Genomic DNA, 21,979 nt, shown 5'->3' on the forward strand with positions numbered 1-21,979 from the left:
TGTGACCATGGCCGAATTTGCCCTGCCGAAGAACAGCGTCATCAAGAAGGGCGAAACGCACAAGGCGACCACCGGCGGCCGCCTGAAAAAGTTCAAGGTCTATCGCTACGACCCCGATTCGGGTCAGAATCCGCGTTACGACACGTTCGAGGTCGATCTGGACGAGTGCGGCCCGATGGTGCTCGACGCGCTCATCAAGATGAAGGCCGAGCAGGACAGCTCGCTGACCTTCCGCCGTTCGTGCCGTGAAGGCATTTGCGGATCCTGCGCGATGAACATCGACGGTCGCAACGGCCTGGCCTGCACCACCGCGATCGAGGATGTGAAGGGCACGGTCCAGATCACCCCGCTGCCGCACATGGACGTGGTCAAGGACCTGGTTCCCGACTTCACCCACTTCTATGCGCAATATGCCTCGATCAAGCCGTGGCTGCAGACCGTGTCGCCCGCCCCCTCGGGCAAGGAGCGGCTCCAGTCGCCCGATGACCGCGCCAAGCTCGACGGGCTGTACGAGTGCATCCTGTGCGCCTGCTGCTCGACCTCGTGCCCCAGCTATTGGTGGAACAGCGACAAGTTCCTGGGGCCGGCGATCCTGCTCCAGGCCTATCGCTGGCTGGCCGACAGCCGCGACGAGATGACCGGCGAGCGTCTGGACGAGCTGGAGGATCCATTCCGCCTCTATCGCTGCCACACGATCATGAACTGCGCGAATGTCTGCCCCAAGGGTCTGAACCCGGCCAAGGCGATCGCGGAGATCAAGAAGATGGAAGCCGAGCGGGTCATCTGATTCGGGCCATTTCGATGAAAACGGAAAGGGGGTCGGGAACGGCCCCCTTTTTTTATTTCTCCTCCGATCGCCAAGCCGCCCTCACCCTTCCGGCGCTTATGCGCCTCCCTCCCTCTCCCAGTGGGAGAGGGAGGGGACCCACCCGCTGCAAGCGCGCGGGAAGGGTGAGGGTGGGACTTGACGCGAGAGAGGCCACGGCAGACATCGCCCCCAACATGCCCGACATCCTCAACGCCTATCGCCGCCTGATCGAAGCGCAGGAGCTCCGCCCCGATCCCGAACAGGCCGCCGCCGCTGCGCGACTCGAACAACTCGCGACCGAACTGGAAACCCCGCGCAAAACCGGACTGTTCGCTCGCCTGACCGGCAAGGGCGCGCCTGCCCCCAAGGGCGTGTACCTGTGGGGCGATGTCGGGCGTGGCAAGTCGATGCTGATGGACCTGTTCTTCGATCATGTCGCGATCGAGGCCAAGCGCCGGGTCCATTTCGCCGAGTTCATGCTGGAGGTCCACGCCCGCATCGCCACCGAGCGGGCCAAGCAGGCAGGCGACCCGATCGCCCCCGTCGCCGCCGCGCTGGCGGACGAGGTGCGGCTGCTGGCCTTCGACGAGATGATGGTGACCAACAGCCCCGATGCGATGATCCTGTCGCGGCTGTTCACCGCGCTGATCGAGGCGGGGGTGACGATCGTCACCACCTCCAACCGGCCGCCCAGGGATCTCTACAAGAACGGCCTCAACCGCGAGCATTTCCTTCCCTTCATCGCGCTGATCGAGGCGCGGCTGGACGTGCTGGCATTGAACGGCCCCACCGACTATCGGCGCGACCGGCTGGGGCGACTGGACACCTGGCTGGTGCCCAATGGGCCGAAGGCGACGATGACGCTCTCGGCCGCCTTTTTCCGCCTGACCGACTATCCGGTCGAGGATGCCGCGCACGTCCCCAGCGAGGATTTGAAGGTCGGCGGGCGCGTGCTGCACGTCCCCAAGGCGCTGAAGGGCGTGGCGGTCTTCTCGTTCAAGCGGCTGTGCGGCGAGGCGCGCGGCGCGGCGGACTATCTGGCGGTCGCGCGGCGCTTTCATACCGTCATTCTGGTCGGCATTCCCAAGCTGGGACCGGAGAACCGCAACGAGGCGGCGCGTTTCGTCCAGCTGATCGACGCGCTCTACGAACACAAGGTCAAGCTGCTCGCCGCAGCCGACGCGCAGCCCGCCGAACTCTATGAAACCGGCGATGGCCGGTTCGAGTTCGAACGCACGATCAGCCGGCTGGAAGAGATGCGATCCGAGGAATATCTGGCCCAGGGGCATGGCTCCGGGGAAGGGCCAACGAAGCCCTAATGCACTTGCGAACCATTATCGTTTAAAATCTTAAACTCTGCGGATTAACGGTTGCTCCGACGTCCATATAGGCGTAGGCCGCGTGACCAATCACGCACGTCCACTACGGAGTAGGATTGGAATGGCTCGCAAGAAGATCGCGCTGATCGGCGCCGGTAACATCGGCGGCACGCTGGCGCACCTCGCCGCGCTCAAGGGGCTGGGCGATATCGTCCTGTTCGACGTTGTCGAGGGCGTGCCCCAGGGCAAGGCGCTCGACCTGTCGCAGTGCGGCCCGGTCGAAGGCTTCGACGCGAATATCAAGGGCTCCAACGACTACGCCGATATTGCGGGCGCCGATGTCATCATCGTCACCGCCGGTGTCGCGCGCAAGCCCGGCATGAGCCGTGACGACCTGCTCGGCATCAACCTGAAGGTGATGAAGGCGGTCGGCGAGGGCATCCGCGACAACGCGCCCGACGCGTTCGTGATCTGCATCACCAACCCGCTCGACGCGATGGTCTGGGCGCTGCGCGAATTCTCGGGTCTGCCCGCGAACAAGGTCGTCGGCATGGCGGGCGTGCTCGACTCGGCGCGCTTCTCGCACTTCCTCGCCGAAGAGTTCGGCGTGTCGGTGAAGGACGTGAACACCTTCGTGCTCGGCGGCCACGGCGACACGATGGTCCCGGTCCTGGAATATTCGACGGTCAGCGGCATCCCGGTCAGCGACCTGATCGAGATGGGCTTCTCGACCAAGGAAAAGGTCGACGAGATCATCAAGCGTACCCGTGGCGGCGGCGGCGAGATCGTCGCGCTGCTCAAGACCGGCTCGGCCTATTACGCGCCCGCCACCAGCGGCATCGCGATGGCCGAAGCGTATCTCTACGACCAGAAGCGCATCCTGCCGGCGGCCGCCCACCTGTCGGGTGAATATGGCATCGACAATCTGTACGTCGGCGTGCCCGTCGTGATCGGCGCGAACGGCGTCGAGAAGGTCGTCGAGGTCAAGCTGTCGGACGAGGCCAAGGCGAACCTTCAGGTCTCGGTCGACGCGGTCAAGGAACTGCTCGTCGCCTGCAAGGGCATCGACGAGAGCCTGGCGTAATTTGAAGGAATGAAACCGCCCCGGCGAAGGCCGGGACCCAGTTGGGTTGGCCATGGTGATCGAAGCACAAGCCTTCGTGTACATCATGGGCAGCCGTCGCAACGGGACGATCTATATCGGCTCGACGACCAATTTGCCGCGGCGCGTGTGGGAACACCGCAACGGCGTGGTGGCTGGGTTCACGCGGGACAACCACTGTCATCTGCTCGTCTGGTACGAGGTGCATGATAGCTGGGAAGCAGCGCGGCAACGCGAGCTGCGGATGAAGAATTGGAAGCGGCTTTGGAAGCTACGGGAGATCGAAGGGCTCAATCCCGAATGGGACGACCTGTATGATCGCATCGCACTCCCATAACCGTATCGCAACTGGACCCCGGCCTGCGCCGGGGCGGTAAGGACGAAAAGCAGATGAGCATCCTCGTCAACAAGAACACCAAGGTCATCACCCAGGGCATGACGGGTGAAACCGGCACGTTCCACACCCAGCAGGCGCTGGCCTATGGCACGCAGATGGTCGGCGGCGTGACGCCGGGCAAGGGCGGCACCGAGCATATCGGCCTGCCGGTCTTCAACACCGTCGCCGAAGCCAAGTCGAAGACGGGCGCCGATGCGTCGGTCATCTATGTGCCGCCGCCCTTCGCGGCCGACTCGATCCTGGAAGCGATCGACGCCGAGATCCCGCTGATCGTCGCGATCACCGAGGGCATTCCGGTCCTCGACATGGTCAAGGTGAAGCGCGCCCTGTCGGGTTCGAAGTCGCGCCTGATCGGTCCGAACTGCCCGGGCGTGCTGACGCCGGGTGAGTGCAAGATCGGCATCATGCCGGGTTCGATCTTCAAGAAGGGTTCGGTCGGCGTCGTGTCGCGCTCGGGCACGCTGACCTATGAGGCGGTGTTCCAGACCTCGAACGCAGGGCTCGGTCAGACGACCGCGGTCGGCATCGGCGGCGACCCCGTCAACGGCACCAACTTCATCGACGTGCTGGAGCTGTTCCTGGCCGATGACGAGACCCAGTCGATCATCATGATCGGCGAGATCGGCGGCTCGGCGGAAGAAGAAGCCGCGCAGTTCCTGCGTGACGAGGCCAAGCGTGGCCGTTCGAAGCCGATGGCGGGCTTCATCGCGGGCCGCACCGCGCCTCCGGGCCGTCGCATGGGCCATGCCGGTGCGATCGTCTCGGGCGGCCAGGGCGGCGCTGAGGACAAGATCGCGGCGATGGAAGCGGCCGGCATCAAGGTCGCGGCTTCGCCGTCGGAGCTCGGCTCGACGCTGTTGTCGGTGCTGAACAAGTAAGGCGTATCGCGTCACCCCGGCACAACCGCCGGGGTCCGTGGCGGCAGGCGGGCCGCTCGCGGCTGCGGACCCCAGGCGGATGTGCCGGGGTGGCGATGAGTTGATAAGACGGGCGGTCGAGGAAGCGTCTCATGGGCTACGAAGGCCAGGAATTCAGCGACATCGCGGCGGGCGTCAGCCCCGCTTTCATCGAAACGCTCTATGCCAAGTATCAGGCCGACCAGTCGTCGGTCGATGCGGGCTGGCGGACCTTTTTCGAAGGTCTGGAGCAGGGCGTCGGTGCCCCCAGCTGGCAGAACAAGCGTTGGCCGCTCACCTCGACCGACGATCTGACCGCGGGCCTCGACCCGACCCAGATGGAACCGGCTCCCAAGCCCGCCAAGGGTGGTAAGCCCGCTCCGGCCGCCGCTGCTGCTGCGGCGCCCTCGACCGCCGACATCGTCAAGGCGGCGGGTGACGCGATCCGCGCGCAGATGCTGATCCGCACCTACCGGGTGCGCGGCCATCTCGCGGCGAACCTCGATCCGCTGGGCCTGTCCGGCCTGCGTGAGCTTCCGGAAGATCTGAAGACCGAGTATCACGGCTTCACCGACGCTGATATCGACCGCAAGGTGTATCTGGGCGGCACGATGGGCTTCGAATGGGCGACCATTCGTGAGCTGGTCGAGACGCTGCGCAAGAATTACTGCGGCAATGTCGGCCTGGAATATATGCACATCGCGGACGTGGAGGAGCGTCGCTTCCTCCAGGACCGGATGGAAGGCCAGGACAAGGCGATCGAGTTCACGACCGATGGCAAGAAGGCCATCCTGAACAAGGTCATCGAGGCCGAGCAGTGGGAAAAGTTCCTCGGCAAGAAATATGTCGGCACCAAGCGCTTCGGCCTGGATGGCGGCGAGTCGATGATCCCCGCGCTGGAATCGGTCATCAAGTACGGCGGCCAGATGGGCGTGCGCGAGATCGTGTTCGGCATGGCGCATCGCGGCCGTTTGAACGTGCTGGCCAATGTGATGGCCAAGCCGTTGCGCGTGATCTTCCACGAATTCGCCGGTGGCTCGGCCAACCCCGATGACATCGGCGGTTCGGGCGATGTGAAGTATCACCTCGGCACCTCGACCGACCGCGAGTTCGACGGCCACAAGGTCCATATGTCGCTGGTCGCCAACCCCTCGCACCTTGAGGCGGTGAACCCGGTCGTGCTGGGCAAGACCCGCGCGATCCAGACGATCGCGGGCGACCTTACCGATCACGCGGCGTCGGTGCCGGTGCTGATCCACGGTGACGCCGCATTCGCGGGCCAGGGCATCGTCTGGGAATGCCTCGGCTTCTCGGGCATCCGTGGCTACAACACCGGCGGCTGCATCCACTTCATCATCAACAACCAGGTGGGCTTCACCACCTCGCCGCAGTTCGCGCGTTCCTCGCCCTATCCGTCGGATGTGGCCAAGGGCGTTCAGGCGCCGGTCTTCCACGTCAATGGCGACGATCCCGAGGCGGTGACCTTCGCCACCAAGATGGCAATCGAGTTCCGCCAGAAGTTCCACCGCGACATCGTGATCGACATGTGGTGCTATCGCCGCTTCGGTCATAACGAGGGCGACGAGCCGGGCTTCACCCAGCCGCTGATGTACAACAAGATCCGCTCGCACCCCGGTGTCGCCGAGACCTACGCGAAGCGCCTCGTCGCCGAGGGCGTGGTCGATCAGGCCTGGGTCGACGAGAATATCAAGCAGTACACCACGCGCTGCGAGGGCGAGTTCGAGGCGGGCGCGAGCTACAAGCCCAACAAGGCCGACTGGTTCGCCGGTCGCTGGTCGGGTCTGTCGGCGCCGAAGGAAAGCGATCAGGGTCGCCGCAACGTGGAGACCGGCCTCGACAAGAAGCTGTTCGACGCGATCGGCCGCACGCTGACGACGATCCCCGAAGGCTTGCAGGTCCACAAGACGCTGAACCGCGTGCTCGACGCCAAGCGCCAGATGTTCAGTTCCGGCGAGAATTTCGACTGGGCGACCGGCGAAGCTCTGGCCTTCGGTTCGCTGCTGTCGGAAGGCTATGGCGTCCGTCTGTCGGGCCAGGATTCGGGTCGTGGCACCTTCTCGCAGCGTCATGCGGTCTGGGTCGATCAGACCGACGAGCACAAATATGTGCCGCTGAAGACCGTGGAGCATGGCAGCTTCGAGGTGCTGGACAGCCCGCTGTCCGAATATGGCGTGCTGGGCTTCGAGTACGGCTATGCGCTGGCCGATCCAAAGACGCTGGTGCTGTGGGAGGCGCAGTTCGGCGACTTCGTCAACGGCGCGCAGATCATGATCGACCAGTTCATCACGTCCGGCGAGTCCAAGTGGCTTCGCGCCAACGGCCTCGTGATGCTGCTGCCGCATGGCTATGAAGGGCAGGGGCCGGAGCACTCCTCCGCACGTCCCGAGCGCTTCCTCCAGTCCTGCGCCAACGACAATATCCAGGTTGCGAACTGCACCACCCCGGCCAACTATTTCCACCTGTTGCGCCGCCAGATGCACCGTAACTTCCGCAAGCCGCTGATCGTCTTCACGCCCAAGTCGCTGCTGCGTCACAAGCTGGCGGTGTCGAAGGCCGAGGACTTCCAGGGCGACAGCCACTTCCGTCGTCTGCTGTCGGACACCAACGGTGCCGCCGACGAAGCGACGACGCGTCTGGTCCTGTGCACCGGCAAGGTCGCCTATGACCTGATCGAGGCACGTGACGCGGCGGGCGACACCACGACCCAGATCGTGCGCGTCGAGCAGCTCTATCCGTTCCCGAGCGATGCGCTCGCCAAGCGGATCGCGCGGATGCCGAACCTGCAGGACGTGGTCTGGGCGCAGGAAGAGCCGAAGAACAATGGCTACTGGTTCTTCGTCGAGCCGCTGATCGAGGAAGCGCTGGCCGAGGCCGGTGCGAGCGTGAAGCGGGCGCGTTATGCTGGTCGCGCAGCGGCGGCATCGCCCGCCACCGGCCTGATGAAGCGCCACACCGCCGAGCAGGGCGCGCTGGTCGCAGATGCGCTGGGCCATAATGTCCGCGACGAAATCCGCCGGACGCGCGCCGAGGGCAGCAACACGACCGCCAAGCCCACCACGCAGGCGGCGGACTGACTTACCGAGTTCCCCGGTTCGTGACCGAGCCGGGGAGGGATGAAATCTGGCGCGGGCGTTTTGCCCGCCCGCGTAAGAACCCCGGTTCGCCGGGTGGAGGAAATGGAAATGGCGACTGAAGTTCTGGTCCCGGTACTGGGCGAATCGATCTCCGAAGCGACGCTGGGCGAATGGCTGAAGCAGCCGGGTGACGCGGTGGCGGTCGATGAGCCGATCGCGAGCCTGGAGACCGACAAGGTCTCGGTCGAGGTGCCCTCGCCGGTGGCGGGTGTCATGGGCGAACATGCCGTCAAGGTCGGCGACACGGTGCAGGTCGGCGCGCTGCTGGCGACCGTCGATGCCGGTGGCTCGGCCCCGGCCAAGACCGAAGCGGCGACGCCCGCCGCGACCGCAACTCCGGCGGCTGCTCCGGCTCCTGCTCCCGCCGCTGCACCCGCTGCTGACGAGTCGAGCGACTCGCCCGCCGCGCTGTCGCCGTCGGTGCGTCGTGCGGTGCTCGAGCATGGCCTCGACCCCGCGACGATCAAGGGCACCGGCAAGGACGGCCGCATCACCAAGGAAGATGTTGCCGCCGCCGCCGCCAACAAGTCGAGCGCGCCCGCTCCGGCCGCCGCTGCTCCGGCCGCTGCGCCCGCTGGTTCGGCGCGCAAGGAAGAGCGGGTCAAGATGACGCGCCTGCGTCAGACGATCGCCAAGCGCTTGAAGGAAGCGCAGAACACCGCCGCGATGCTGACGACGTTCAACGACGTGGACATGACCGCGGTGATCGAGGCGCGCGCCAAGTATAAGGATCTGTTCGAGAAGAAGCATGGCGTCCGCCTGGGCTTCATGGGCTTCTTCGTGAAGGCCGCGACGATGGCGCTGAAGGACATTCCTTCGGTCAACGCCTCGATCGAGGGCGATGAGATCGTCTATCACGACTATGCCGATATCTCGGTCGCCGTCTCGGCCCCGAACGGCCTGGTCGTGCCGGTCATCCGCGATGCGCAGGACCTGACGGTTGCGGGCATCGAAAAGACGATCGGCGACTTCGGCAAGCGCGCCAAGGACGGTACGCTGAAGATGGACGAGATGAAGGGCGGCACCTTCACCATCTCGAACGGCGGCGTGTTCGGTTCGCTGATGTCGACCCCGATCATCAACCCGCCCCAGTCGGCGGTGCTGGGGCTCCACCGCATCGAGGAACGCCCGGTCGTCGTCGACGGCCAGATCGTCATCCGCCCGATGATGTACCTGGCGCTGTCCTATGACCATCGCATCATCGACGGTCGCGAGGCGGTGACCTTCCTCGTCGCGTTGAAGAACGCGATCCAGGATCCGACCCGCATCCTGATCGACCTCTGATCGCTTTGTGATCTATACGGACCCTCGCAACCGCGAGGGTCCGTTCCTATTGTTTGAAGGCGGGCGCGCCCGCGAGGCTGGACCCCGGAGCCGGGGAACGGGAGAGACAAATGGCTGAGTATGACTATGACGTCCTGGTGATCGGCGCTGGCCCCGGCGGCTATGTCGCGGCGATCCGCGCGGCGCAGCTGGGCCTGAAGACCGCGTGCGCCGAAGCGCGCGAGACGCTAGGCGGCACCTGCCTCAATGTCGGCTGCATCCCGTCCAAGGCGCTGCTCCACGCCTCGGAGCTGTTCGAGGAAGCCAGCCACGGTGCGCTCGCCAAGTTCGGCGTCGAGATCGAGGGCGCAAAGCTCAACCTCGACCAGATGCATGCCGAAAAGACCAAGGCGGTCGGCGAACTGACCGGCGGCATCGAGTACCTCTTCAAGAAGAACAAGGTCACCTGGCTGAAGGGCAAGGCCGCGTTCCAGGATGCGAGCACGGTCAAGGTCGGCGACCAGACCGTTACCGCGCGCGACATCGTGATCGCGACCGGTTCGGTCGTGACCCCGCTGCCGGGTGTCGAGATCGATCAGAAGGTCGTGGTCGACTCGACCGGTGCGCTGGCTCTCCCGAAGGTGCCCGAGCATCTCGTCGTCATCGGCGGCGGCGTGATCGGGCTTGAGCTGGGCTCGGTCTGGCGTCGTTTGGGCGCCAAGGTGACGGTGGTCGAATATCTCGACCAGATCCTGCCCGGCTTCGACGGCGAGGTCCGCAAGGAATCGGCCAAGCTGTTCAAGAAGCAGGGCATGGAGCTGAAGACCTCGACCAAGGTGACCGGCGTCACCGTCGAGGGCGACCGCGCGACCGTGTCGGTCGAACCTGCGGCGGGTGGTGCGGCGGAAACGCTGTCGGCCGACGCCGTGCTGGTCGCGATCGGCCGCAAGCCCAACACCGATGGGCTGAACCTTGAGGCTGCTGGCGTGAAGCTGAACAACCGTGGCCAGGTCGAGATCGACCATGACTTCGCGACCAATGTCGACGGCGTCTGGGCGATCGGCGACGTGGCACCGGGCCTGATGCTCGCCCACAAGGCCGAGGACGAAGGCGTCGCAGTGGCGGAGAATATCGCGGGCCAGACCGGCATCGTGAACCACGACGTCATTCCCAGCGTGGTCTACACCATGCCCGAGATCGCCGGTGTCGGCCTGTCGGAAGAAGCCGCCAAGGAAAAGGGCGAGGTCAAGGTCGGCAAGTTCCCCTTCGCCGCCAACAGCCGCGCCAAGACCAACCGCGACACCGACGGCTTCGTGAAGGTCATCGCCGACGCCAAGACCGACCGCGTGCTGGGCGTGTGGATCATCTCGTCGCTCGCTGGCACGATGATCGCGCAGGCCGCACAGGCGATGGAATTCGGCGCGACGTCGGAAGACATCGCGTACACCTGCCACGCCCACCCGACCCATGCCGAGGCGCTCAAGGAAGCCGCCATGGCGGTGCAGGGCAAGCCGATCCACATCTGATCGGGCTTCGCGGGAAGAAAGAAGGGGGCGGGCATCGCGAGGTGCTCGCCCCTTTTGTTATAGGCCTTCCCAACTCCTCCCCTGCAAGGAGCGGGGGATCATGCACAGCATGGTGGAGGGGTATCCCGCTCTCGAAAAGGGGACATCCCCTCTGTCAGGGCTTCGCTCCGCCACCTGCCCTTGCAGGGGAGGAAGGAGTTGGCGGCCTGTCCTTGCAGTTCAAATGCGCGGTCCGACGATCTCGACAATTTCGCTCGGGCGGGCATAATCACGCCATGACCTTCCCGGTGCCTATCGCGATCGCGACCGCAAGACGATTTAATCGCCCGGCCTGATACGTCAGGTCGGGTCCGTCCGAGCGAAGCGATGCCGTCCGGCATCTTCCGATTTTGATAAGAAGCATGGTCGCCCTGCCCGGAAAGACGGTGAGCTGCTATGCTTGGTGAAGAAGGGAAAGGGCCTGTGATGCTCCCTGCCGTCATTCAACGCTATCTGGACGCTTATAATCGTAAGGACGCCGCCGCACTGGTGGCCTGCGTGGACGACGCGGTCGTGTTCGAGAATGTCTCCAACGCCGGTCAAAGCATCAGGATCGAGGGCCGCGCCGCCTTTGCCGAACTGGCGGAGCGGGCCACCACTCTGTTCGCCACCCGCCATCAAGCCGTGCGAACCGCCGTCGTTCAGGATGATCGTGTCGCGCTGGAAATCGATTGGACTGGCATACCGGCCATCGACCTGGGCCAGCTGAAGGCCGGGGAGCCGATCGCAATGCGGGGCGCGTCATTCCTGACGATCGCGGACGGAAAGCTGACCAGGATCGTGGATATCAGCTGATCGGCAACCCTGGAGGCCCGAGCGATTGGGTCGGGATAGCGCAGGATCGAAAAGGGGCGGCGGGTGGTCATCCCCCGCCGCACCCCTTTTCGGCCCGTTGGACAGGGCGAAAGCTTACGCCTCGCTGCGGTCGCCGTAATTCGCCAGTTCGTCGCCCATGATGCGGGTGACGTGCAGCACATTGGTCGATCCCGGCGTGCGGAAGGGGACGCCCGCCATCAGCACGACCTGATTGCCCGCCTCGGCCATGCCATGGCGCAGCGCCATGCGCTTGGACTTGGCAACCATTTCCTCGAAGGATTCGACGTCGCGCGTATGGACCGCGTGGCAACCCCAGAGCAGGCCCAGGCGGCGCGCCGTCTCGAGCTGCGGGGTCAGGACGAGGATCGGCACCGACGGACGTTCGCGCGCCACGCGGCGAGCAGTCGAGCCGCTGGTCGTGAAGCAGATGATCGCCTTGGCCGTTACGGTATTGGTGATTCGTGCCGCCGCCTCGGCCAGTGCGTCGGCGGTGGTCGGGTCGGGGGTCATGGCGGTGAAATGGACGCGGTCGCCGTGACCGGGGTCGTTTTCCACCGAGACGCCGATCGCGTTCATCATCGCGACCGACTCGACCGGCCAGGCGCCCGCCGCCGATTCGGCCGACAGCATGATCGCGTCGGCGCCGTCATAGATGGCGGTCGCCACGTCCGACACCTCGGCGCGGGTGGGCGACGGGCTCTGGATCATCGATTCGAGCATCTGCGTCGCGACGACGACCGGGCGGCCCATGCGGCGCGACACCTCGACGATGCGCTTCTGGAGCGGCGGCACCGCCTGGGGCGGCAGTTCGACGCCCAAGTCGCCGCGCGCGACCATCACGCCGTCGCACTGCTCGACGATCTCCTCCAGCCGGTCGATCGCCTGCGGCTTTTCGATCTTGGCGAGGAGGGCGGCGCGGCCCTTGATGAGGCCGCGCGCTTCCATCAGGTCCTCGGGCCGCTGGACGAAGGACAGGGCGATCCAGTCGACGCCCTGCTCGACCGCGAAGGCCAGGTCCGAACGGTCCTTCTCGGTCAGCGCGGCCATGGGCAGCACCACGTCGGGGACGTTCAGCCCCTTATTGTTCGACAGCGCGCCGCCGACCTCGACCAGCGTGGTGATCTTGTCCGCGTCGTGGAAGGCGACACGCAGGACGAGTTTGCCGTCATCGAGCAGCAGGCGCGCGCCCGGCTCGATCGCGGCGAAGATTTCCTTGTGCGGCAGCTCGACCCGGGTGGCGTCGCCCGGCGTGGGATCACGATCGAGGACGAAGGTGCTGCCGGTTTCCAGCATGACCTTGCCATCCGCGAACTTGCCGACGCGCAGCTTCGGCCCCTGAAGATCGGCCAGGATCGTCGTCGGGCGGCCGAACCGCTCCTCCAGCCCCCGGATCGCCTTGATGAGCGGGATCTTCGACTGCTGATCGCCATGGCTCATATTGATTCGGAAGGCGTCGGCGCCGGCCTGAAACAGGGTGGCGATCATCTCGGGGTCGCTGCTGGCGGGGCCGAGCGTGGCGAGGACGCGGACTTTGCGCGAACGCGGAGGTAGAGCCTTGATCATGTTCACATCCTGCTTCTTTGCGGCCAGTGTCCTAAAGCCTAATGCGTTACGATCAACCTAGGAGCGACGAATATGACCGACGCAGTGGATGCGTTGAATGCAATCGATGATCGAGCGGCGGCTGCGGCGTTCCGGCGGCTGGTGCTGCATCTGCGGCACCGGACGGATGCGCAGAATGTCGATCTGATGGGGTTGGCGGGCTTTTGCCGCAACTGCCTGTCCGACTGGGTGGGCGAGGCCGCAGGAGTCGACAAGGCGACCGCACGCGAGGCGATCTATGGGATGCCGTACGACGAGTGGAAGGCGCAGCATCAGGGCGAGGCGACGCCCGAGCAGCTGGCCCGCATGGCCGAAAGCGTGAAGAAGAACAGTTAACCCCCGCTTGAGCGACGGCGCGGAACCGCCTAGACCGCCAGCGATCCCGACATCCGCGCCGGACCGACCTTGCCCATGGGTGAGGGGCGTGTCGTGGCGGCGGGTTCCTGGGAGCGGGCAGGTTTTCAAGAAGGTTGGATATCATGGCGGACGAGAATTTCGACAGCAGCGGCAATGTCACGGCCGACGAGCTGCGCCTGCTGATCGAGCGGGCCGAGCGGCTGGAAGAAGAGAAGAAGGGCATTTCGGACGACATCAAGGATGTCTTCGCCGAAGCCAAGGCGCGCGGCTATGATCCCAAGGCGATCAAGAAGATCATGGCGATCCGCAAGAAGAAGCGCGAGGAATATCAGGAAGAGGAAGCCATCCTCGAAGTGTATATGAAGGCGCTGGGCATGATCTGATCCCGGATTCGGGTTTGGACACGCGAAGGGCGGCGGGGCTTGAGGCTTCGCCGCCCTTTTTGTTGGTGTGGGCGGTGGGGCGTGGCCTTGGACTACGGTCGGGCTGAACGGTGTTGGGTTGGGAATTGAGGCGTTCAGGAATATTCTTGGTCTCGCCCCCCCGGTCAGCCTGCGCGAAGTCGAAGGCCAAGCGAAACCCTCACCCCATCTCCGCCGCCTGGGTCGTCCAGCCCAGCCGGGGAATCGTGATCGACCGCTTGCCCGTCAGGTCGGTGCGGCACACGAACAGGTCGCGGCTCTCGATATAGGCGATCAGCCGCTTCACCCGGCCCAGCGAACTGGTGCCATAAGTCTCGGCGATCTTGGTATCCGGCGGGCAGGGCAGCCCCTCGCGGGCCGCGCGCGCGACCAGCAGGAACGCGCCGAGCATGTCGTCGGGCAGCATCGCGGCCAGCGCCAGCGCTTCCTGCCAGTCGGGATCGTTCACATCGAAAATCCCCGCCCGTGCGCAGGATAGCCGCCGGGCGAAACCGTTCAGGTCGAGCGGCGGCCGGGCCAGCCCCGCCATCCGGCAGCGCACCTGGAAATCCTGGAACAGGACCGAGGCGGGGCGGAAGGTCGATTCGGGGTCCTCGACGATGGCGCGCAGCACCTGCTCGTAGATCGCCTCGACCTCGCTCTCGTCCATTTCCGGCGGCGGAGGTGCTGCGGTGGTCGGTAAGGGCGGGCGGCCCAGATCGGCCATCAGTTCCTCGGCGGGCACCCGGCGCGGGCGCGGGTCGAAGGTCATCGGGAGCGTCGGCGCTTCCTCGACCGGCGCGAAGAGCAGTTCCTGCAAGTCCGGCGGTGGCGCGTCGGGCAGGGGGGTCAGCTTGGGGCTGCCCGAGCGCGCCGAGGTTTCGACCGCGCCGATCTTCACCGTGATCGGCCGCCGCGACACGGCGGGGCCGAGCGCCAGGAAGGTGCCGCGTGCTAGATCGCGGATCGCGTCCGCCTGCCGCCGCTCCATGCCGAGCAGATCGGCGGCGCGCGCCATGTCGATGTCGAGGAAGGTTCGGCCCATCAAAAAGTTGGACGCCTCCGCCGCGACGTTCTTGGCCAGCTTGGCGAGTCGCTGGGTCGCGATCACCCCCGCCAGGCCACGCTTGCGCCCGCGACACATCAGGTTGGTCATCGCGGACAGCGAGGCGCGGCGGACCTCTTCGGTCACTTCGCCGCCGGTGGTGGGGGCGAAGAGCTGCGCCTCGTCGACCACGACGAGCGCCGGATACCAATGCTCGCGCGGGGCATCGAACAGCGCGTTGAGGAAGGTCGCCGCGCAGCGCATCTGGCCCTCGATCTCCAGCCCCTCCAGGCTGAGGACCACCGAGGCGCGGTGCTCGCGAATCCGGCTCGCGAAACGTCCGACCTCGCGCTCGGCATAGTCGCCCGCCTCGATCACGACATGGCCGTAAGCCTTGGACAAGGTGACGAAATCGCCCTCCGGGTCGATCACCACCTGTTGCACCTGGCCGGCCGACTTCTCCAACAGGCGGCGCAGCAGATGCGACTTTCCCGAACCCGAATTGCCCTGCACCAGCAGGCGGGTCGCCAGCAGTTCCTCCAAATCGATCGGCACCGACGAGCCACGCTCATCGGTTCCCATATCCACGCGTACCGTCATGACTCTGGCGTTTGGCCGATCAACGCCCCAAGGAGCAAGGCATTTGATTCCTTGCCCAGGAGCGCCCTGCTTATGGCCCTGTCGACCGCCGCCGAAATCGCCCGCCGCACGCTGGGCAAGCCCGCGCATGAACTGGACGAGGAAGAAGCCCAGGTCATCGCCGATATCGAGTCGGGCCAACTCAGCGCCCGCGACGCGGCGGACGTCGCGGACGAAACCTCGACCTGGGGCGAGAAGCTGGCCGACCGGGTCGCGGCGGTCGGCGGCAGCTGGGGCTTCATCATCGCCTTTTCGGTGATTCTGCTAGGGTGGATGCTGCTCAACTCGGACGTGCTCAGCCATTTCGGGATGGCGTTCGATCCCTATCCGTACATCTTCCTGAACCTGATGCTCTCGACGCTGGCGGCGATCCAGGCGCCGGTCATCATGATGAGCCAGAACCGGCAATCGGCCAAGGACCGGCTGGCCGCCAGCCTGGACTATCGCACCAATTTGCGTGCCGAGATCGACATATTGCGGCTGCACCACAAGCTGGACAATGCCGTCACCGAACGGCTCGATAGTCTGGAGGCGAAGATCGACGGGTTGGCAAAGGCCCTTGCGCGGTCGTAGAGAGCGCGATCATCTCAAGAGGCACCGATGGCAGGCCACAGCAAATTCAAGAACATCATGCACCGCAAGGGCGCGCAGGATAAGAAGCGCTCGGCAGCATTTTCCAAGCTCTCCCGCGAAATCACCGTCGCGGCGAAGATGGGTACGCCCGACCCGGACATGAACCCGCGTCTACGCGCCGCCGTCAACGCGGCCAAGGCGGCCTCGATGCCCAAGGACAATATCGCCCGCGCGATCGACAAGGCCTCGCGCGGCGACGGGGAGAATTACGAGGAAATCCGCTATGAGGGCTTCGGTCCCGGCGGCGTCAGCCTGATCATCGAGGCCCTGACCGACAATCGCAACCGCACCGCGACGAATGTGCGCACCGCGGTGTCGAAGAATGGCGGTAATCTGGGCACCGCCGGTTCGGTCAGCCACGGCTTCGACCGGATGGGCCTGATCAACTATCCCGCGAGCGCCGGTGATGCCGAAAAGGTGTTCGAGGCGGCACTGGAAGCGGGCGCGGAGGACGTGACCTCGTCGGAGGACGGCCACGAGATCTGGACCGCGCAAGGCGATCTGCACGAAGTCGCCAAGGCGCTGGAGCCGGTGCTGGGCGAGGCGGAAGGGGCCAAGCTGGCCTGGCGTCCGCAGACCATGGTCGCGGTCGACGAAGCGGCGGCGGCGACGCTGTTCAAGCTGATCGACACGTTGGACGATGACGACGACGTCCAGACCGTCTGGGGCAATTACGAAGTCTCCGACGAAGTGATGGAAAAGCTCGGCTGATCCTGATGCCTCCCCGGTTTTGTGCCGGGGGGGCAGGCGGGAGCGGAAAACTTTATGACACCGCCCCCCGCCATCATCCTCGGGCTTGACCCTGGCCTCGGCACCACCGGCTGGGGCGTGATCGCGGTGGAGGGCAACCGGCTGCGTCACGTCGCCAACGGCCAGATCAAGACCGAGCCGTCGATGGTGCTCCCCCGCCGCCTGGCGAACCTCCATGCCGCGCTGTATGACGTCATCCGCCAGCAACAGCCTGACGGCGCGGCGGTGGAAGAAGTGCTGGGCAACAGCAACGCGCAATCGACGCTGAAGCTGGGCCAGGCGCGCGGTATCGTCCTGCTGGCGGCCGCGCAGGCCGGGTTGATCGTCGGTGAATATCACCCCAGCATCGTCAAGAAGGCGACCGTCGGCACGGGCGGTGCGGACAAGAAGCAGGTGCAGGCGATGGTCGGCCATCTCTTGCCCGGCGTGAAGCTGACCGGGCCGGACGCGGCGGACGCGCTGGCGGTGGCGATCACGCACGCACATCATCTGGCGAGCGCGCGGGCCATGGAGCGGCGCAACAGCGCGATCTGACACACTGACCAGTCCGAAACGGATCGGATATGGCCGTGCCCGGCTTACCCCCATCAGCTTCTGGCGGCATCATCGACACGCCCGATCCTCCGGCAGGCGGGCCTGTCGTGGCGTTGCGTTTTGTCTGTTCGACGGGGAGCCAAGCCATGAAACGCCGCCTATTCACGACATCCGCCGTTCTTGCGTTGGTAGCGATGCCCATCCCTGCCGAAGCGGCGGCCATGTCCGGGGCTTGGGGGGCTGTTGTGCAAACCGAGCCGGAAGAGGACGAAGCCGAAACGCCCTTCAATTGCAGTGGCGATGACAAGGGCAACGTGAACGTGACCGATATTCCGGACGGTCGCCGTATCAGCGAAGTGATCGGGGTTTACGAATGCTGGCAGGCCAAGGTCGACAATAGAAATTTCTATCATCTCAACGACCTGTATGGCCGCTGGGTCGTCGAGCTGGTCGACGATGGCGGATTTGTGCGCGACTATAAGCGGGAACGGCATAGCGCTCTCAGCCGCTTCTTCATGGGGCGGTCGCGCGGAGTCGTCATGTCGGTACGGATCAGGATGCGTGACCCGGATATCGAGTTCAACGTGCCACTGGTCGCGGTCGACTATAATGGGCGCGGGCGCCAGGGAGAGGCTTTCGTGACCACGCTCACCGGGTCGGATATGGCGCTGCCCGACGTTCGCCTGTCCGCCAATTCCAGCGTCACGATCGAGGCGACGGGCCGCATCGCCGATGAAGTGGACATCCAACCGACCGGAATCGTTCTGTCGACGCTTCGCGACTCGCTTGCGATCGCCGCACCGGGGGGATCCCTGTTGACGGCCATCAATCGCGAACAGGTCCAGCGCGTCTCTTCGGCCTATGACGTCGCTCTTTCCCGCCTGCTCTCGACATCGATCACCGAAACCGTCTCGGCCGGACGGTTGATGAGCGAATGGTATCCCGGCGCGTCGATCATCGTGATCGTCTATCTTCCCGACAAGATTCGGACGTCGCGTTGGGGAAGGGAGGACAGCGCCGAGCATGGCGCAGACCGCCGCCGAATGGTATTTCGGATCAGCATGACCTGTCCGCGCGTGTCGGTCTTCGACGTCATGAATGCCTGCCAGCAAGGTCGCGGGGAAAAGGGTAGGATACCTGCCGTCGATAATCTGAAGACGCTGATCTACCGGACCGACTTCGCGAAATTTCATGGCCGCCCCGGCTTTCAAAGCGACCAGTATAAATATGCGGTCGATCAATTGGCCGAGCGCGTCAGTCCCAGTCAGGTTTTGAATTTTCGCCTGGGTGTCGGCAAGAACATACGCCAATATCTGAGCGAGCAGGAATGGTTCCTGGCTCTGTCCAAGCAACTCATCCTTATCGAGGATGAGAAAGTGAAAAAGGCCGAAGTCGTGTTCGAGGGCGACAAGAATGCTCCGCCGGCCAAGTCCCAAGCGAACGACACGGTTCGTGCCGCCGATCAGTTTTGCGCCGCGATCTTTGATCGGCTTTATGCCGCCGGCCTTTCGCGGCTGGACTCGCAGATCGGGCTATGGGCGGTGACCACGGGTATCGGTGATCTCGCCACCTATCGCAGCCTGTTCCAGCAGGCACCCGTATGCCGCGATAACCTGCCGGGCAATGCCTGGACCTATCTTCCCAATGGAGGCGCTTCCGCCGGGGATGGTCGCATGACGGGATGACGAGGGGGACGAGTTCTTCTATCGACGCGGGATGATCGCGCATCTCAAGGGACGTTTGGACTCCACCGGCATCGACCATGCGGTGATCGATGTCGGCGGCGTCGGCTATCTGGTCGGCGCTTCGGCGCGCACGCTGTCGGCGATCGGGCCGGTGGGCGAGGCGGCGATGCTGCATACCGAGATGCTGGTGTCCGAGGATTCGATCCGGCTGGTCGGCTTTGCCAGCGCGGACGAGCGCGACTGGTTCCGCCTGTTGACCGGCGTGCAGGGGGTGGGGTCGCGCGTGGCACTGGCCATCCTGTCCGCGCTGGAACCCGCCGACCTGATGCGCGCGATCGCCAGCGGCGACAAGGCGATGGTCGCGCGCGCGAACGGGGTGGGGCCGAAGCTCGCCCAGCGGATCGTGATGGAGTTGAAGGACAAGGTCGGCGGGATCGCCCTGGCAATCGGACAGGGCGGCGGTATCGCACCGCCGGCCGGGGCGGGAGCCGATGCGGTGTCGGCCCTGCTCAACCTGGGCTTCCGTCCAGCCGAGGCGAGTGCGGCGGTCGCCTCGGCGGAAGAGGAATTGGGGGCCGGTGCATCGCTGGATGCGCTGGTCCGGTTGGCGTTGCGGAAAGCGGCGAAGTAGCGTGCGGCCGGGGCAGGGCCGTGGGAATCCGCTAACGTAGCAACCCCGGCGGCACCTGCCCGGCGAAATGCGCTTCCAGATTTGCCACCACCATTTCCGCCATCGCTGCCCGCGCTTCGCGCGTCGCGCTCCCCTGATGCGGGGCGAGAACGACATGGTTCATCCGCCGCAACGCGCAGGGCACGTCGGGTTCCTCGGCAAAGACATCCAACCCTGCGCCCGCGATCCGGTGCGTCTCCAGTGCGGCGATCAATGCGTCCTCATCGACCAGGCTGCCACGCGCGATGTTGACCAGCACTCCGTCCGGCCCGAGCCGATCCAGCATCATCGCATCCACGATGCGACGGGTTTCGGCTCCCCCCGGCGCCGCCAGGATCAGGACGTCGCTTTCCTCCGCCAGCGTCGCGAGGTCGGGCACGAAGCGCCATGGCACCGGCTTTTCCGAACGTGCGGTGTAGAGGATCGCGCTGCCAAAACCCTCCGCCCGCCGTGCGATCGCCTGTCCGATCCGCCCGAGCCCGAAAATCCCGATCCGTCGCCCGCTGGCGCGGCGACCCAGCGGCACGGTCCAGTTGCCCATCCGCATCGCCCGGTCGTTCGCCGCGATCCGCCGGTCGACCGCCAGCCATAGCGCGATCGCCTGGTCTGCGACATCCTCGGTCAGGGCATCCGGGGTGATCGCGATCCGGATGCCGCGCGCGGCGACAGCATCGTGGTCGATGCCGTCATAGCCGACGCCGTGGACCGCGATGATTTCAAGCTGGGGCAGGCGATCGAGCAGGCCTGCATCGACCGTCATCATGCCCCCGCCCACAATTGCGCGGGTGGTCGACGGCGGCGCGTCGCGGTGAAGCGTGAAGCGCTCGGCAAGCGCAATGTCCAGTGCGGGTGGGACGGCGGTGGCGAGGAAAACATCGTGCGGCATGGTCGCTGTAATAGCGCGATTTTTGCCCAAAGTCCGCCATCCGCCGCCGATGCGCCCGGTCCTGGCTGTCGCGGTCGTGCAAGCCCTGCTATGTTCGTGCAATGTTCGCAACGATCCTCGACAGCCATGCCTTCCAACCGCTAGGGCTCTGCGCGTGACCGACCAAGACCGCCTATTGTCCGCCAGCCGTCGCCCCGAGGATGTCGACGCCGCGCTCCGTCCCAAGAGCCTGGACGAATTCGTCGGGCAGCAGGCGGCGCGCGACAATCTGCGTGTCTTCATCCAGGCGGCGCGCGGGCGCGGCGATGCGCTGGACCATGTGCTGTTCTTCGGACCGCCGGGTCTGGGCAAGACGACGCTGGCACAGATCATCGCGCGCGAGATGGGCGTCGGCTTTCGCGCGACCTCCGGCCCGGTCATCGCCAAGTCGGGCGACCTCGCTGCGCTGCTGACCAATCTGGAAGACGGCGACGTCCTGTTCATCGACGAGATTCACCGCCTGCAACCGGCGGTCGAGGAAGTCCTCTATCCCGCGATGGAGGACCGCGTCCTCGACCTGATGATCGGCGAGGGGCCATCGGCGCGCTCGGTTCGGATCGACCTTCCCCGCTTCACCTTGGTCGGCGCGACGACGCGGCAGGGCCTGTTGACGACGCCGCTGCGCGATCGCTTCGGAATTCCCGTCCGCCTGCAATTCTATACGGTCGAGGAACTGACGCGCGTCGTCACCCGTGCCGCGCGACTGCTCGACCTGCCCATTGCCGAGGACGGCGCGGTCGAGGTGGCGCGCCGGTCGCGCGGGACGCCGCGTATCGCGGGCCGGTTGCTGCGCCGGGTGCGCGATTTCGCCAGCGTGGCGGGGCATGAGATCGTCCATGCCGCCGCCGCCGATCAGGCGCTCAACCGGCTGGAGGTCGATGCGCTAGGGCTGGACGCGATGGACCGTCGCTATCTGACGATGATTGCCGACGTGTATCGGGGTGGGCCGGTGGGCGTGGAGACGCTGGCCGCCGGATTGTCCGAGCCGCGCGATACGATCGAGGAGGTGATCGAGCCTTACCTCATCCAGCTTGGCCTGCTCGCCCGCACCGCGCGGGGGCGTATCCTCAATCCGGGCGGATGGAAGCATCTGGGGCTCAATCCGCCGGTCGGATCGCAAGACGGGCTGTTCGACACCTGACATGCCCAAAAAAGCCCCCTGACGGCGTGTGAACCGACAAGGGGCAGGCGGGTATCTCTATGCTGCGTTCGGGTTCACTCTCCGGCCGGTGCGGCCGTTCGCCAACCGCATGATTCCACATCGAAATGCGCCATCGGATAAAGCTGGTGGACGATCGGACCGACCGGAGAGGCAAAGCCGAGGCGGGGTAACGAACGCCCTCTGGCTTGGGTTTCGCGCCAGATATGACAAAAGGTGAATGGTCGGGCCGGATAGTATTATCCGGATAATACACTT

Annotated in this window: 20 protein-coding genes; 17 read left to right on the forward strand and 3 right to left on the reverse strand. The window is 65.3% G+C overall.

Features of this window, described 5'->3' with window-relative positions:
* Positions 1–7: 7 nt before the first annotated feature.
* The 9 genes from GGR45_RS08105 (at position 8) to GGR45_RS08145 (ending at position 11,300) form a co-directional block, all read left to right on the forward strand.
* Complete coding sequence (locus GGR45_RS08105) at positions 8–787, forward strand: succinate dehydrogenase iron-sulfur subunit (protein ID WP_175311600.1); 780 nt, start codon at positions 8–10, stop codon at positions 785–787.
* A gap of 215 nt (positions 788–1,002) precedes the next feature.
* A complete protein-coding gene (zapE, locus tag GGR45_RS08110) occupies positions 1,003–2,127 on the forward strand; it encodes a cell division protein ZapE (protein ID WP_175311599.1) in 1,125 nt (374 codons plus the stop codon).
* 121 nt (positions 2,128–2,248) lie between these two features.
* A complete protein-coding gene (mdh, locus tag GGR45_RS08115) occupies positions 2,249–3,211 on the forward strand; it encodes a malate dehydrogenase (protein ID WP_056436995.1) in 963 nt (320 codons plus the stop codon).
* A 52-nt stretch (positions 3,212–3,263) separates the two neighbouring features.
* Positions 3,264–3,566, forward strand: a complete 303-nt coding sequence (locus tag GGR45_RS08120) for a GIY-YIG nuclease family protein (protein ID WP_217497968.1) — start codon at positions 3,264–3,266, stop codon at positions 3,564–3,566.
* 53 nt (positions 3,567–3,619) lie between these two features.
* Positions 3,620–4,504, forward strand: a complete 885-nt coding sequence (gene sucD, locus GGR45_RS08125) for a succinate--CoA ligase subunit alpha (RefSeq protein WP_042484035.1) — start codon at positions 3,620–3,622, stop codon at positions 4,502–4,504.
* 131 nt (positions 4,505–4,635) lie between these two features.
* Entirely contained in the window at positions 4,636–7,617 is a 2,982-nt protein-coding gene (locus GGR45_RS08130) for a 2-oxoglutarate dehydrogenase E1 component (RefSeq protein WP_175311598.1), read from the forward strand.
* 108 nt (positions 7,618–7,725) lie between these two features.
* Complete coding sequence (gene odhB, locus GGR45_RS08135; protein ID WP_175311597.1) at positions 7,726–8,961, forward strand: 2-oxoglutarate dehydrogenase complex dihydrolipoyllysine-residue succinyltransferase; 1,236 nt, start codon at positions 7,726–7,728, stop codon at positions 8,959–8,961.
* A 110-nt stretch (positions 8,962–9,071) separates the two neighbouring features.
* Positions 9,072–10,466, forward strand: a complete 1,395-nt coding sequence (gene lpdA / locus GGR45_RS08140; RefSeq protein WP_175311596.1) for a dihydrolipoyl dehydrogenase — start codon at positions 9,072–9,074, stop codon at positions 10,464–10,466.
* Between the two features lie 465 nt (positions 10,467–10,931).
* Complete coding sequence (locus GGR45_RS08145) at positions 10,932–11,300, forward strand: nuclear transport factor 2 family protein (RefSeq protein WP_175311595.1); 369 nt, start codon at positions 10,932–10,934, stop codon at positions 11,298–11,300.
* Between the two features lie 114 nt (positions 11,301–11,414).
* Here the strand turns inward: GGR45_RS08145 and pyk are convergent, their stop codons facing one another.
* A complete protein-coding gene (pyk, locus tag GGR45_RS08150; protein ID WP_175311594.1) occupies positions 11,415–12,884 on the reverse strand; it encodes a pyruvate kinase in 1,470 nt (489 codons plus the stop codon).
* A gap of 72 nt (positions 12,885–12,956) precedes the next feature.
* Here pyk and GGR45_RS08155 point away from each other — a divergent pair, with 72 nt between their 5' ends.
* Both GGR45_RS08155 and GGR45_RS08160 read left to right on the forward strand, forming a co-directional pair.
* A complete protein-coding gene (locus GGR45_RS08155) occupies positions 12,957–13,259 on the forward strand; it encodes a DUF1244 domain-containing protein (protein WP_175311593.1) in 303 nt (100 codons plus the stop codon).
* A gap of 143 nt (positions 13,260–13,402) precedes the next feature.
* Positions 13,403–13,663 carry a DUF2312 domain-containing protein gene (locus GGR45_RS08160; RefSeq protein WP_037570224.1) on the forward strand — a complete coding sequence of 87 codons (261 nt, stop codon included), beginning with the start codon at positions 13,403–13,405 and terminating at the stop codon, positions 13,661–13,663.
* A 199-nt stretch (positions 13,664–13,862) separates the two neighbouring features.
* On the opposite strand, the gene GGR45_RS08165 is transcribed toward GGR45_RS08160, so the two are convergent.
* Positions 13,863–15,326 (reverse strand): helicase HerA domain-containing protein, encoded by a 1,464-nt coding sequence (locus GGR45_RS08165; RefSeq protein WP_175311592.1) that lies wholly within the window; start codon positions 15,324–15,326, stop codon positions 13,863–13,865.
* A 72-nt stretch (positions 15,327–15,398) separates the two neighbouring features.
* Here GGR45_RS08165 and GGR45_RS08170 point away from each other — a divergent pair, with 72 nt between their 5' ends.
* The 5 genes from GGR45_RS08170 (at position 15,399) to ruvA (ending at position 19,598) form a co-directional block, all read left to right on the forward strand.
* Complete coding sequence (locus GGR45_RS08170; RefSeq protein ID WP_175311591.1) at positions 15,399–15,938, forward strand: DUF1003 domain-containing protein; 540 nt, start codon at positions 15,399–15,401, stop codon at positions 15,936–15,938.
* A 27-nt stretch (positions 15,939–15,965) separates the two neighbouring features.
* Entirely contained in the window at positions 15,966–16,709 is a 744-nt protein-coding gene (locus tag GGR45_RS08175) for a YebC/PmpR family DNA-binding transcriptional regulator (protein WP_175311590.1), read from the forward strand.
* 54 nt (positions 16,710–16,763) lie between these two features.
* Positions 16,764–17,282: a crossover junction endodeoxyribonuclease RuvC gene (ruvC, locus tag GGR45_RS08180; protein ID WP_175311589.1), complete on the forward strand. Its 519-nt coding sequence runs from the start codon at positions 16,764–16,766 to the stop codon at positions 17,280–17,282.
* Between the two features lie 146 nt (positions 17,283–17,428).
* Positions 17,429–18,967, forward strand: coding sequence for a hypothetical protein (locus GGR45_RS08185; protein ID WP_175311588.1), 1,539 nt, complete (start codon positions 17,429–17,431; stop codon positions 18,965–18,967).
* Between the two features lie 31 nt (positions 18,968–18,998).
* Positions 18,999–19,598 (forward strand): Holliday junction branch migration protein RuvA, encoded by a 600-nt coding sequence (gene ruvA / locus GGR45_RS08190; protein ID WP_175311587.1) that lies wholly within the window; start codon positions 18,999–19,001, stop codon positions 19,596–19,598.
* Positions 19,599–19,629: 31 nt separating this feature from the next.
* Here the strand turns inward: ruvA and GGR45_RS08195 are convergent, their stop codons facing one another.
* Complete coding sequence (locus GGR45_RS08195; protein ID WP_175311586.1) at positions 19,630–20,523, reverse strand: 2-hydroxyacid dehydrogenase; 894 nt, start codon at positions 20,521–20,523, stop codon at positions 19,630–19,632.
* A 154-nt stretch (positions 20,524–20,677) separates the two neighbouring features.
* Here GGR45_RS08195 and ruvB point away from each other — a divergent pair, with 154 nt between their 5' ends.
* Entirely contained in the window at positions 20,678–21,703 is a 1,026-nt protein-coding gene (gene ruvB / locus GGR45_RS08200) for a Holliday junction branch migration DNA helicase RuvB (protein ID WP_175311585.1), read from the forward strand.
* Positions 21,704–21,979: the final 276 nt, after the last annotated feature.

This window comes from Sphingomonas zeae (genome assembly GCF_014197135.1).
In the GTDB taxonomy this organism is placed as follows: domain Bacteria; phylum Pseudomonadota; class Alphaproteobacteria; order Sphingomonadales; family Sphingomonadaceae; genus Sphingomonas; species Sphingomonas zeae.